The organism is Paenibacillus sp. PastF-3 (assembly GCF_029893135.1).
Classification (GTDB): domain Bacteria; phylum Bacillota; class Bacilli; order Paenibacillales; family Paenibacillaceae; genus Paenibacillus_AQ; species Paenibacillus_AQ nitricinens.
In genome coordinates this window covers 68,127-81,560 of record NZ_JARXWM010000023.1, presented here as the reverse complement: position 1 = coordinate 81,560, position 13,434 = coordinate 68,127, and the positions used below count along the sequence as shown (strand labels likewise).

Below are 13,434 nucleotides of genomic sequence, written 5' to 3'. Positions count from 1 at the left end.
GACTGCATTCTCCGTCCTTTAATATTGTACTCCTCAATATACCATGGGCGGTTAAGAAATACTATGTGAAGGGCAGCAAGAAACGCATTCGATTTATAGATAGAATAGCTGAGCTAGTCCAATAAGCAGGAATAAGCTGAGATATATCCAACCGATCACTTTAGCGAATTTCTTTTCCCGGTGCATAGCATTGACCGCATATATTTTAGTATCCACAGTAAGCAACAGAACACCGGAGATCAGCAGCGCAACAATTACAAAGGTTAGCTGGTGATAGAACATAGTAGAGCCTCCTATAAATATCATTTAATTTTCTTTCAGACCTACTCTCTCGATGTGCGTCTTCACATTAATCTCTATACTGAGATTGGAATACTGCTGCTCCCAGTCATGTTTGTCACGAATATGGGCTTTCCAGTAGGAGGGAGCATATGCGCGAATATATTCCCCCATGCCAAAGACATCAGAATGCGCTTGCTGCGTATCTTGGATAAGATCATTAAAGATACGTAGTACTCTCTTATCAAAAATGTCTTCAATCTTTTCTAAAGAACGGCTGGAATCGATATGGATATCACTACGTAAATGCTCATCTAAAGCCGCCTTTAAAGAGATGTTATAAATGATATGAGGTTTGCCCTCTTTGAACTGAACTTTCACTCTCGTGAAACGGTCGTTGACCTTGAGCATCACCGGACCGAATTCTTCCGCATTGAAAAGATCAGAATATCCCCCGGGATTAATCCCCTTCATGGCCATATATGCACCAATTTCTATAGGAATTGTCGAACCCACCATTAACCCGCCGCTAAAATAAGCTAGGCCTTTAATCATGATATTGTCTTCCTGGTGTAATGACACGTAGGGCAGATAACCACTTTCCCCCCATTTGGAATCAGCTGACCAGAATACACCTAAATAATTTGCGGGGAATTTTCCTGACGTTACCGCTTTTTCCATGGTGGAGAGGATGTAAAGGGTCGGCACTCGCTGCAGCGGAGGATTAATATCCATAAATTTAGCGGCCTCCCCTTCGGATACTAGCAGCCAGGTCCGGCGACGGACTTCTGGATTACGCCGTAAATAATCATTTAAGTCATCCATGCTTTTTCTTGCAACATCCTCACTTATAATAATCACTCGTAAATGAATCAGATACCTTGGATCGGAGATTTGCTGCTGTAAATTGTTCATGGCATCATCTAATGTGTATCCATATACTTCTACGACCCATACCGGATTTTGATTTCCGCCTCCGCCTTCACCCCCACTGCCTGGCCCGAGTGGAACTCTTCCTGGTACCGCAATTTGGGCGGTCACACGGATTTGGGGAAGGTTAATATTTGCGCTTTTTAGATGAGTGGTTTGATCATCATTTATTTTGCTGTCTGAAGGGACGGAATCAATGGATAACCCTAGCACCAATGCACGATCTTCAATTTCAAGCTGATCCCAGCAACCTGCGAGCAAGCCAGACAGGAGTGAGAGAATAAATATAAGGACTACTCGCTTGTAATTTTTTTTATTCATGTGAAATGGCTCCTTTATGCCGGATTAGAGAGACTAACCATAATAAAAGAGGATAGACGGTCAAAAAAACCAAACCGATTATGCCTGTAGTGCTGGCAAATGTATTGACCTGAAAAATATCTCTCGGCAAAAGTGAAAAAATGAAGATAAGTGGAAATGCGAAGCTGGAGATCAGACGGTGATCCTTGTGTCGCAACACTTGTTGCAGAGAGTATGCGGCTAAGTAGTAGTTCGTAAAGATAGTAGTAAATATAGAAATCACCCAAATAATAATAAAAAGAGCATCAAACCGTTCTAATAATCCTGCACCGATGGATATGGAGCGAGCTGCTTCCAGGGTGGGATAGGAAAGCAATTTGGTTTCTTGAGCTCCAAACATGCCTAAAGTGACCCAAACGATCATTACATAAATGAACCCGATGATACCAAGCGCAAAAGTGCCTGCTTTAAGGGCTTGTTGAGGTTTTTTCATTAGAGGAACCAATAGGATGATGACAAATGTGCCCTGATAAAGGGCGGCCGACGCAATTGTTCCTTTGGAAAAGCTTGAAAAGGTGGTGTAGTTTCCGGTGAGGGGAAGTAAGTTTAGAACATCAACATTTTTCATAGCTACCAATACAATTGCGACAACAGATAAAAGAATAAAAGGTAAATAAAAAACATGTACATAAGTGAATTTCACAATATTTCTACGAATTGATAAGGCAACCAGTAGGAGCATTAAAAGAATTACTGCTTCTAAAGGTGTCTTTTTAAAAACAACCGCAATACATACTTCTCCGAATTGGCGCATGGTAATCCCGGCAGAGAAAGCAAAAAACAAAGAAATAAGAATGGAGAAAATATCCGCGAGCCCAGTTCCGAGAAGGCGGCGGCTGAATACGAACAACGTTTCGTTCGGGAATTTTCGGCAGACAGCCGCTGTAAACCAGCAACCCAAAAAAGCAACAGGTACACCAGAAGCCGTTACGAGCGGTGCACCACTGTCTCCGGCTTCAGCCATATAACGAGGAATACTTAAGATTCCTATTCCTATAATCGTACTGACGATTACAGCCATGACTTGGATTGTTGATATGGGGCGGTTACTATTCATCAGCTTCACTTTTCTCCTTAAAAATCAGATCGGTATGCATTTTGGGGATATCCTTGGCAAGAAGATCAGGATCAGGTGTATTGAGAAAGCTTGGACGACTTCGCATCCACCATAAAGGTGCCCGAACGATACTATCCTTAAGATCCTTCCATATTGTAGGAACAAAGGGTGTCATGTAAGGAACACCAAAAGATTCCAGGAATAATAAGTGGTTAACAATAACAATCGTGCCAAGCATTACTCCGTACAAGCCGAAGCAGCCTGCCAATATGATCAATGGGAATCTAAGCATTCTTGAAGAGATAGCGGCATTGTAAGCGGGTGTGGCAAATGACCCTATGGTCGTTATAGCGACAACAACTACGGTAGTTGGACTCGCCAGACCTGCTGCTACGGCAGCCTGGCCAATGACAAGCACACCTACAATAGACAGAGCCCCGCCAATCATTTGCGGTAAGCGAATGGTTGCTTCACGCAGCACCTCCATGAAGACTTCCATAATCAGAACTTCCAATACGGCCGGAAAGGGTACACCAGCTCTTGCACCTGTTATAGCTACGGCGAACTCTGTAGGCAGCAGCTCAGGATTGAAAGAGATGATGGACACATATAAAGCTGGAAAGAAGAGGGAGAATAATAAGGCAATCAGGCGGATCATTCGTAGGAGGCTTCCTACGATAAAACGTTCCGTGTAATCATCCGTCGTCTGAAAGAATTGATTGAAAAGTGCCGGGACGATGAGGCAGAAAGGTGAGCCGTCTACAAGGATGATGACTCGTCCTTCTAATAAAGAGGCTATAGATTTATCCGGGCGTTCGGTTGGCTGAACCTGCGGAAAAGGGGACAGGGGATGATCTTCTATGAATTGCTCGATATAACCCGAATCAAGGATGCCATCTACATTTATAGCTGACAATCTCTTCATCACTTTTTGAACTAGTCCTGGATTAGCTATTCCTTCGATATAACAGACAGCTACTTTTGAGCGCGTCCGCACGCCAAGAGGAGCAGTTACAACACGAAAATCCGGCGTTTGCAGTCGGTAGCGAAGCAAGGAGAGATTGGATTGTAAATTCTCTATAAACCCATCACGCGAACCGCGTATGACTTGCTCAGTTTGAGGTTGCTCAATGCTACGATGCTCAATTTTACGCAGATTGAAATACAGGGCCTGATCCATGCCATCTACAATTAGAACTACATTTCCCTCCAACAGGATGGAGGCTAGAGCGTTTAGATCCTTAGTTCGGTTCCCTTGTGTTACTTGTACTGTCATACTCCAGATGTAATCAGGTAGATCCTTTAGATCTTCTGGAATTTCTGAGGGGGCGGAGGAAACATTCATTAATGGTTTTAAAACATAGTTCTGAATTTGATTCTGATCCACTACAGAAGAAAAAAAGATAATAGACGCATCATGTCTACCGTACACTTTGAAGTTACGGACTATAAGGTCGCTGTCTTCTCCAAAAACTTGTCGAATGAAGCTTACATTGTTCTTCAAGCTGGAATCCAGTGGCTTTACCGGACGATTGTCCTGGGCAGAGGACTCTTTGTGTGCAGGCTTATGTTTAAAGGAGGTATATTTTTGTTTCCAATTTTGCACGGTCGCTCCACCTTTCTATGAAATCACTCTTCTTAAAGCTTGGCTTAAAAGAAGGCCTTTTATGTAAATATTTCAAAGGAAGAACATGGTGACCATAGTTAAGGAGTGTTGCTCAATACACTTTTGACCGCTAAACTAAAGATAGAAACGCTTAAGGGGTTATGAGAGATATGATGATGCAAACACCTACTATGGAACAGGCGCAGGCTGAGCTGCAAAAATATTACGGTTATCCGGATTTTCGGGATGGTCAGAAGAAGATTGTTCAGAACTTGCTGGAAGGGCGCGACACGCTGGGGATTCTTCCTACGGGAGGTGGGAAATCGATTTGCTATCAAGTTCCCGCACTGCTGCTTCCTGGGCTGACACTGGTGATCTCACCATTGATTTCACTGATGAAGGATCAGGTCGATGCATTAACCACGGCGGGTATTCCGGCAGCCTTTATTAATAGCACGTTAAGCGGGAAAGAAGTAAATGAGCGGATTCGTGCTGCCCGTCGCGGCGATTTGAAGCTGCTTTATGTTGCGCCCGAAAGGCTAGAGCTGGACTGGTTCCGACTGGAAATGGCTGAGCTGGCAATTTCCTGTGTAGCTGTGGATGAGGCACACTGTGTATCTCAGTGGGGGCATGATTTCCGCACAAGCTATTTGTCGGTGTCGCCATTTGTGAATGAGCTGCCAGAACGGCCAATCTTGGCTGCATTTACAGCGACGGCAACACCAGAGGTTATGGAGGACATGGTTCGGCTGCTGCGTCTGCGCGAGCCGGGTATTTTCATGACTGGACTCGGAAGAGATAATCTAGCGATGTCTGTGTTACGTGGGGAGAATAAGCGGGAATTCGTTATGGATTACACAGCGACGCATTCTCATCAGCCGGGTATTGTATATGCGGCTACACGCAAAGAAGTGGATGATCTATATCAAAGGCTGCAGGCTTCAGGAATAGCGGCAGGCCGCTATCATGCAGGTATGAATGATCAGGAGCGGGCAGATAGCCAGGAAGGCTTCCTATATGACGATATCCGGGTCATGGTGGCCACAAATGCTTTTGGGATGGGGATTGATAAATCCAATGTCCGGTATGTCATTCATTATAATATGCCGAAGAATATGGAAGCTTATGTTCAGGAAGCGGGTCGTGCGGGTCGTGACGGTGAGCCTAGTGAGTGTATCCTGCTCTTTAGTGCGCAGGATATTATGACACAGAAGTTCCTGATCGAGCAGAATCCGCAGGATACGGACCGTAAAGCTAACGAATATCGCAAGCTTCAGCAAATGATTGATTATTGTTATACTACCCGCTGCTTGCGCAGTGCCCAGCTGGATTACTTCGGTGAGGCGCATGAAGACAAGTTATGCGGCATTTGCAGCTCATGTACAGATGAACGAGAGCTTATAGATATGACCGTAGATGCGCAAAAGATATTCTCTTGCATCCACCGTATGCGGGAACGTTATGGAGTAGCATTAGTGGCTTCTGTGCTGAAAGGCTCTCGCAATCAGAAAGTGATGCAATATGGTTTTGACAAACTGCCGACCCATGGGGCATTGTCGAGCCGGACAGAGAAGGAAATCTCGGAGAGCATTAATGTGCTGATCTCAGAGGGATATCTGGTCTTGTCGGAAGGACAGTATCCAGTAGTACGGCTACAGCCTTTAGCTGCTGAGGTACTGCGTGGACAACGTGAGGTTACGCAGCGGGTGGCACGACCATCACGAGTAGGCGCGGCATCCGGCACGCGAGTTCGTAGTCGTGGGCATGACCTGTCACCTTCGGCGGTCAATGAGACCGTCTTTGAGCAGCTTCGTCTGATCCGGCGAGAGTTGGCGGGACGTGAGCATGTGCCCTCATATATCATTTTTAATGATGCTACGCTGCGTGAGATGAGTGTGGTTTGCCCGCAGACCGAAGCGGAAATGCTGAGAGTGAAGGGCGTAGGGGAAGTGAAATACCGGAAGTACGGTAAAGCATTCCTAGAGTTTTTTCAAAATGAAATGTAGAGAAGGTCGTGTAGCATGAAAATCATCCTAACCACATTAAACGCCAAATATATCCATACCTCACTGGCAATTCGTTTGCTTAAAGCCTACAGTGAGCATGAATTTAATGATATTCATTTAGTGGAGTACACCATCAAAGATCCCGTGATGAATATCGTGTCCGACTTGTTTCAGAAACGGCCAGATGTGATTGGCTTCTCTTGTTATATCTGGAATATCGAGGAGACGCTCAAGCTGATCGGAATTCTTAAGCAAGTGATGCCCGAGGTTACGATTGTTCTCGGAGGTCCGGAAGTTTCTTATGAGCCGCTGCATTGGATGAAGAGAGAAGCTGGCATTGATTTTATCGTCAACGGAGATGGAGAAGAGACCTTCCATCATCTGCTGCAGGAGTTGAGAGATGACCGGAAATTTCATTTTGTGTACGGAGCTGCTTATCGTAAGGGAGAGGAGATCATTGTAAATCCACCTCGTCCCAAAAGCGATCTGAATACGCTGCCTACACCGCATCGTTTTCCAGAGGATATTCCAGATTTGAGCAAACGTATTGTTTATTTTGAGACAAGTCGTGGGTGCCCGTTTAACTGTCAATTTTGTTTATCCAGTATTGAGGTTGGCGTACGCTACTATGATATTGAACGAGTGAAGTCTGATTTACTCTATTTAATTGAAAATGGTGCCAAAATCATTAAATTTTTGGACCGCACCTTCAATATCAACCGCAACTATGCGATGGAAATGTTTCAATTCCTGATCGATAATCATCAAGGCTGTGTGTTCCAGTTTGAAATTACAGCAGATATCATGCGGCCAGAAGTTCTGGATTTCCTGTCGAACAATGCGCCACCGGGCATCTTTAGGTTCGAGATTGGTGTACAGTCTACGAACGATGAGACGAACGAGCTCGTTAAACGTCGCCAGAATTTCAAGAAGCTGTCTCGTACGGTAATGAAGATCAAGGAAAGTCGCAATATCGATCAGCATCTAGATTTGATCGCGGGGCTTCCTATGGAGGATTACACCACCTTCCGCAAAACGTTTAATGATGTATTCGTTATGGAGCCAGAAGAGCTGCAGCTTGGTTTCCTTAAAATGCTTCGCGGGACGGGTCTGCGTGCACAGGCGGCAAAATATGAGTATACGTATATGGAACATGCCCCTTACGAAATCCTTAGCAGTCATATGATGACCTTCTCGGATATTATCCGCTTGAAGCGGCTTGAGGATGTGCTGGAGAAATACTGGAACAGCCACCGGATGGACCATACGGCCAAATATTTGATCCGTCATGTGTTTGATTCGCCATTCGATTTCTTCCAGGAGTTCGGTGACTATTGGGAGGAGAGAGGCTGGCAAAAGATTGGGCATCAGCTGGAAGATCTCTTTATCCGTTTGCAGTCCTTCTTGATAGATCGTGGGACTCCATCTATGGATATTATTACGGGGCTAATGAAGCTTGATTATTTCCTAGGACACAAGTATAAGCCTCGCAAAATCTGGTGGGATTTCGTGCTGGATAAGTCGGATTGGTCGAGTTACTTGAGGGATATCGCTGCTAATCCGGGTCAAATCTCTGCACAGTTGGCAGAAGCCGGACTCAGTGAAAGAGAGCTGCAAAAATATACGGTGCTTGAAGTGCTACCGTTCTCGCTTGAAGCGGTACTGGAATCCATCAGCGGTCTACGGGCGGATGGGGGTTCAGAGGAAGAGGAAGAGGAAGAGGACAATGCTGTCGATGGGGCTGTACCTTCTCCTGAGTCATTAATACTGGGAGTTACAGAGCGTAGTTTAGAAGAGTCTGTCCAAACCACAAGCTCTGCTGTAGCCGTAGCTGAACCAACTTCCGTTCGCGAAGGTCGCACGCTGCTAATTGTAATGTATCAGCAGAACGAGAGCCAACGCGCTCAGTATTATACGTTACCTTTGTAATAGTTCCATATAGATCGCTCCCTTGGGGCGGTCTATTTTTGTTTTATATGCAAGGTTTAACTGCTAAATTTAGTGTTATTGGGCCCGTATGACCTTACATGTGTGATTTCTCCACAATTGTGAGTCCGAAAATGATGGTGGGGGAGTAATGGTTGCCTAAAAGCATCCATGTATCCGAAAAAGAGGGGAGGGGCTAGGATTAACGAGTGTGGAAAATTGCTCACAACCCAAAACGAAGAGCAGCGATCCCCAATAACGGGAGGATGGCTGCTCCGAAAAACCTCGTTTTTCTCTTAACTTGTAGTCGTAACCTCAGAAGGGAGATGCTGTTCTAGCCAGTTAAGCACATCGGCCGTAACCTGATCCCGGTTCACCTCATTAAGCATTTCATGCCTGCCACCTGGATAGAGCCGATACTCTACGTCCGATATCCCTCGCTTCTTGTACAGCTCCGCAAGACGAGGAATGCCTTGTCCGCTCATCCCTACAGGATCCTTATCCCCACCAAAGATATAAATGGGCTTACTTGTACATAATGTCCTAAGTGATTCCTCGGTATGGATCTCCCTTAGGAGGTGGAAAAACCCACGGAAAAAGCGTGTTGTACAAATAGCGCCACAGAATGGATCGGAAATGTACTTATCTACTTCCGCATCATCGCTGCTCAGCCAGTCATATGCTGTTCTTACGGGAGAAAAAGCACGGTTATAACTGCCGAATACTAAGCTGTTTAGTAGTACACTGCGGTGATGTTCACCCTTTAACTTGAGCTGTGCACTAGCCAGAGATTCTCCAAGGCGCAGCATACCGCGAGGACCATTTGTACCGCTTAGGATAAATCCTGCATAGATTTCGTTACCCTCTTCACACATCAGCTTTTGAGCCAGAAAGGAACCCATACTATGAGCGAATAGAAAGATAGGCTTACCTTCATGTTTGGAGAGTGCTTTGGCTGCTACCTGGAGCAGATTGCGCCGCATCCAATAGAATCCGTCCTCCCCAACATCGCCAAGCAGATCGACTTGACCAGCGGTTTTACCATGTCCCCGGTGGTCATTAACATATACTGCATAACCTACTCCTGTTAAGGCTTCCGCAAAACGAGCATAACGGACAGCTGTTTCACACATACCGTGAGAAATTTGCACGATTCCTCTAACTGGCACATCGGATTCAGGTAACCATTCATAGACATGGATATTTACACCTATGGGATCCGTTAGGGTAAAACTATTTTCCTTCATGGTCCATTCCTCCTAAAGGTTCTCGACTTATGGTAAATAAGAGCGAAGCACAGTAGAATGACCTTCGATAGCGTAACGGCCGAGACTGGAAGGAATCAGATAGCATTCTCCTGCAGCATAAGGCTGGGAGCCGCCATCCCAAGTAAGATGTCCGCTGCCTTCACAGATGACTAGAATAGTGAAGCTGTCTTCTGTAGTGGTGAGGCCCCATGAACCATTTACGATTCCTTTTTCTACGATGAAATATGGCGAAGCGGCAAGTTGCAGCCACTCACCAGGTACTGCGTTATCTGTCTTCATTGAAGTAGCCCCAGCGCCTTCATAAGCTGTAACATTAAGTGAATCCTCAATATGAAGCTCACGTGGCTTTCCGTCCAGGCCTGGACGGTCATAGTCATAAATTCGGTATGTAGTGTCGGAATTTTGCTGGATCTCTGCTACAACGACACCAGCGCATAACGCATGAACGGTTCCGGCTGGAATATAGAAGGAGTCTCCTGCAGAGACAGATACTTCTTGAAGGCTATCCATAACAGTGCCTTTTTCCAGTGCTTCGCGCAATGTTTCACGATCCACGCCTTCTTTAAGACCATAGATGATTTTGGCACCTGGCTTAGCGTCTAACACATACCACATCTCTGTTTTGCCCAGTTCACCTTGTGGCAATCCCTCATAATCATCTGTAGGGTGGACTTGAACGGAAAGATTGTCGTTGCAGTCCAGCAATTTGATTAGTAGAGGAAATCTTCCACCCGTTTCAGAAATCCCTTTGCTTCCGAACCATTCATGGCCGAACTGCTCACGAATTTGATCTAACCCTTGGCCGGCTAACTCTCCGTTTACTACTGAAGACGTTCCATTCGCGTGATCGGCGATCATCCAGCCTTCGCCAATATGTCCTTCTGGCAGATCTAGGCCGAATTTCTCCAGCGCGCGGCCTCCCCAGACACGTTCTTTAAACTCCGGTTGAAATTTCAAAGGATATGGTTGAGTCATTACTACATCTTCCTTCCCAAATATAAAATTGTTTGATGCTTACAGTTTAAGAGGGGATTCCTTTTTTCTTTTCAAGCGCAATCAAATAAGGTGAATCCGTGCGCTGAAGCTGACGATAAACAATGCTTTGTGCTACCTTTTGGGAAACAGCTGCTGCCCAAGATTCAACGGCATCGGCTTCTTTATCTCCGCCAGCATGGCCGGGATAAAGAACCGCCGTGATGATCCCGCCTGGACGCAGTAACTGGAGAGAAGCTTCCAAGGCTGCAATGGAGCTGCCCGGCTCAGTAATGATGTTCTTGTCGGCATCTCCTGAAGGCAAGTATCCTAGGTTGAACATTACAGCTCCAACGGTGCCATGCCAGTTCGCTGGAACAGCTTCAGCCATTTCTGCGTGACTACGTTCCAGCAAAGTGACGGTGGCGAGCGAGGAAGCTTCCTCTCTTGCAAGCCGCAGGCGCTCTTCAGCCAGCTTCAGCGCTGCAGCTTGAATGTCAAAGCCGTAGACTTCACCGCGAACTCCGACCATTTTGGCTAGAAAAAGCGTATCAGCACCAGTACCTACAGTGGCATCAATTGCACGCTCACCTATAGTTAGCCGCTCAGAGATTAATTTATGAGCAAAGCTTAGAACGGACATGAAGCCCATTAGCTTTTCCTCCAATACTTACCCTGCCAAGTATCGCGAGCAACAAGCTCAGCGTCAATGGCATTTAGCACTTCCCACTTTTTGAGACTCCACAACGGACCGACTAAGAGATCCCGAGGAGCGTCACCAGTCAAGCGATGTACAATCATCTCAGGGGGCAGAATTTCGAGTGAATCAACAATCAGCTTCACATATTCGTCCTGTTCCATGAACCGCAGCAGTCCGGCTTCGTACTGCTTCACCATGGGTGTTTTACGCATGAGATGTAGCAGGTGAATCTTAATTCCTTGGACATCCATACGAGCGACAGCAGATACCGTTTCCAACATCATTTCATGCGTCTCCTGTGGGAGGCCGTGAATGATATGGGTACAGATACGAATGCCGTGACGCCGCAGCTTATCAACAGCCTCTAAATAACACTGGGTATCATGGGCCCGATTAATAAGCTCAGAAGTGGAGTCGTGTATAGTCTGAAGCCCCATTTCTACCCACAGATAGGTGCGCTCGTTTAGCTCTGCTAAATATTCGACAACATCATCTGGCAAACAGTCAGGCCGTGTAGCAATAGAAAGTCCAACGACACCGGGCTGCTGCAAAATCTCTTCGAAATATTCTCTAAGCTCTTCGACCGGAGCGTACGTATTCGTATAGGCCTGAAAATATCCGATGTATTTAGCGTTTGGCCATTTTAGATGCTGCTTATCACGGATATTATTAAATTGGGTGACGAGATCATCTCGGCGACTTCCTGCAAAATCACCAGAACCTCTGGCACTGCAAAATGTACAACCACCTTTAGCGATGGAGCCGTCACGGTTGGGACAGGTAAAGCCAGCATCAAGCATAACTTTGAATACCTTGGTGTTCAAATGTTCACGCATTTCGTAATTCCAGGTATGAAAACGTTTATCTCCCCAAAGCTGCGGAGGAGTAGTGTATTGAAGATTAGACACGAGGAGCTCCTTTCTGAAAATATAAACATGGATAAGTATCCTTATCCTTATATTTTTCTGAGACGGATGGCATCCTTTATAAAAGAACACGCAGCCGTTTCTTATAACCCAATACATTGTATCAAAAAACAGAGCTCGGCGTAACATTCACTCACGGTACTGGCATGAAAATAGGCCGAAAGTAAGGCGCTTTCAACTTGAAAATGCTTACATAGTATGTTATATTCAGAGTGTGAAAAGCTGCTGTGGCATAAAGAAATTCAGCCAGGAGTTCATAATTTCGTGTCGTCCGATCCATAATAATAACCGTGAGGTGATAGCAATGAATTCTCAAACGGTATATGCTGAGGGTAAAGATTCGATTGAAGTCCACTTAACGCCAGATGAAGCCCTTGCACTAACAGGCGTGGAATTTAACGGCAACCCTAAGATCAAGACAGATGCACAGCGTAAAATTCGCAGCGCATTCGAAAAAAAGACATTTGCCAAATAGCTCAAACACAAAGTAGATCCTAATCTACCGGATAAGAATGAGCCTTAATACCAAATATACACAACGAAGGAATTCCCCTGGATAGCTCATTTAAGAGCTGAACCAGAGAATTCCTTTTTCTTTTTTACCCCAATCCCTTTACTTTTCGGGACAATTTCGGCACAATATTGCAAGTGACAGTTATCGTATAAGAGATAATCGGAGGAATACCTATGCGTTTACGCGGAAGAAAAGGAATACGTGAAAGTTTGGAAGAACAGACCGATCTAGTCATTCTAGACCCTCGGAGTTATAAAGGTGAGTGGTCCAAGCTGTTTGGAAATGATCATCCGATCCATGTGGAGTTCGGAATGGGCAAGGGACAGTTTATCAGTCAAATGAGCTTTAAATATCCCGATATTAATTTTATCGGCGTTGATATGTATGATGAGCTGATCCGCCGTGCTGGAGATAAGGCTAGAGCAGTATGGGAGCCGGCAGGTCATGAGACGCCGCCTAACCTGAAATTGGCACTCGCCAATATTGATTATGCAGAGGAAGTATTTACTCCAGGAGAACTGGAACGAATTTATCTTAACTTTAGTGATCCGTGGCCGAAGAGTAAGCATGCTCGTCGTCGTTTGACACACCCGCGTTTTCTTGACAAATATCGGGGGCTGCTAAGCGACTTAGGTGAAATTCATTTGAAAACAGATTCCCGAAGCCTATTTGAATTCTCATTAAATGCTTTTGCGGACTTTGGTTTACAGATGAAAAATATCTCGTTAGACCTACATGCGGACGGGATCATAAATGAGGATCATATTATGACAGAATACGAGACGAAATTTGTCGGACGCGGCGTGAATATCCATCGTTGTGAGGCCATTGTAGGTGCGGAAGCGCTCAAGCAGTATCAAGCTACCCGTTTGGACAAATACCGGTTGTAG

General features: G+C 45.5%; 12 protein-coding genes. 4 read left to right on the top strand and 8 right to left on the bottom strand.

Translation table 11 applies throughout. The features are described from left to right. Positions 1-93: 93 nt before the first annotated feature. Genes M2444_RS29755 through M2444_RS29740 form a run of 4 tightly spaced genes read right to left on the bottom strand, consistent with a single transcriptional unit; the run spans position 94 to position 4,232 of the window. The gene (locus tag M2444_RS29755; RefSeq protein ID WP_280788792.1) at positions 94-282 is read right to left on the bottom strand and encodes a CLC_0170 family protein; all 189 of its coding nucleotides are present in this window, start codon (positions 280-282) and stop codon (positions 94-96) included. Positions 283-306: 24 nt separating this feature from the next. After that, positions 307-1,530 carry a Ger(x)C family spore germination protein gene (locus M2444_RS29750; protein ID WP_094876777.1) on the bottom strand — a complete coding sequence of 408 codons (1,224 nt, stop codon included), beginning with the start codon at positions 1,528-1,530 and terminating at the stop codon, positions 307-309. Then, a complete protein-coding gene (locus M2444_RS29745; RefSeq protein ID WP_094876778.1) occupies positions 1,523-2,626 on the bottom strand; it encodes a GerAB/ArcD/ProY family transporter in 1,104 nt (367 codons plus the stop codon). The genes M2444_RS29750 and M2444_RS29745 overlap by 8 nt, the downstream gene beginning before the upstream one ends. After that, entirely contained in the window at positions 2,619-4,232 is a 1,614-nt protein-coding gene (locus M2444_RS29740) for a spore germination protein (protein WP_280788791.1), read from the bottom strand. Before M2444_RS29740 ends, M2444_RS29745 begins: the two co-directional genes overlap by 8 nt. Before the next feature lie 170 nt (positions 4,233-4,402). On the opposite strand from M2444_RS29740, the gene recQ reads away from it, so the two are divergent. Then, positions 4,403-6,238 carry a DNA helicase RecQ gene (recQ, locus tag M2444_RS29735; RefSeq protein ID WP_094869927.1) on the top strand — a complete coding sequence of 612 codons (1,836 nt, stop codon included), beginning with the start codon at positions 4,403-4,405 and terminating at the stop codon, positions 6,236-6,238. 15 nt (positions 6,239-6,253) lie between these two features. Next, positions 6,254-8,167 (top strand): B12-binding domain-containing radical SAM protein, encoded by a 1,914-nt coding sequence (locus tag M2444_RS29730; protein WP_280788790.1) that lies wholly within the window; start codon positions 6,254-6,256, stop codon positions 8,165-8,167. A 293-nt stretch (positions 8,168-8,460) separates the two neighbouring features. Here the strand turns inward: M2444_RS29730 and M2444_RS29725 are convergent, their stop codons facing one another. From M2444_RS29725 to mnmL, 4 genes are read right to left on the bottom strand one after another with little or no spacing between them, the layout of a single operon-like run. After that, positions 8,461-9,411: an alpha/beta fold hydrolase gene (locus tag M2444_RS29725; protein ID WP_094869929.1), complete on the bottom strand. Its 951-nt coding sequence runs from the start codon at positions 9,409-9,411 to the stop codon at positions 8,461-8,463. A gap of 27 nt (positions 9,412-9,438) precedes the next feature. After that, positions 9,439-10,407 carry a type I phosphomannose isomerase catalytic subunit gene (locus tag M2444_RS29720; protein ID WP_094869930.1) on the bottom strand — a complete coding sequence of 323 codons (969 nt, stop codon included), beginning with the start codon at positions 10,405-10,407 and terminating at the stop codon, positions 9,439-9,441. A gap of 46 nt (positions 10,408-10,453) precedes the next feature. Next, on the bottom strand, positions 10,454-11,056 hold the full coding sequence (gene mnmM, locus M2444_RS29715; protein WP_280788789.1) for a tRNA 5-(aminomethyl)-2-thiouridylate-methyltransferase MnmM: 603 nt from the start codon (positions 11,054-11,056) through the stop codon (positions 10,454-10,456). Continuing rightward, positions 11,056-12,012 (bottom strand): tRNA modification radical SAM protein MnmL/YtqA, encoded by a 957-nt coding sequence (gene mnmL / locus M2444_RS29710; RefSeq protein WP_094869932.1) that lies wholly within the window; start codon positions 12,010-12,012, stop codon positions 11,056-11,058. The genes mnmM and mnmL overlap by 1 nt, the downstream gene beginning before the upstream one ends. A gap of 322 nt (positions 12,013-12,334) precedes the next feature. Here mnmL and M2444_RS29705 point away from each other — a divergent pair, with 322 nt between their 5' ends. Next, positions 12,335-12,505: a hypothetical protein gene (locus M2444_RS29705; protein WP_179281578.1), complete on the top strand. Its 171-nt coding sequence runs from the start codon at positions 12,335-12,337 to the stop codon at positions 12,503-12,505. 212 nt (positions 12,506-12,717) lie between these two features. Then, on the top strand, positions 12,718-13,434 hold the full coding sequence (trmB, locus tag M2444_RS29700; RefSeq protein WP_094869933.1) for a tRNA (guanosine(46)-N7)-methyltransferase TrmB: 717 nt from the start codon (positions 12,718-12,720) through the stop codon (positions 13,432-13,434).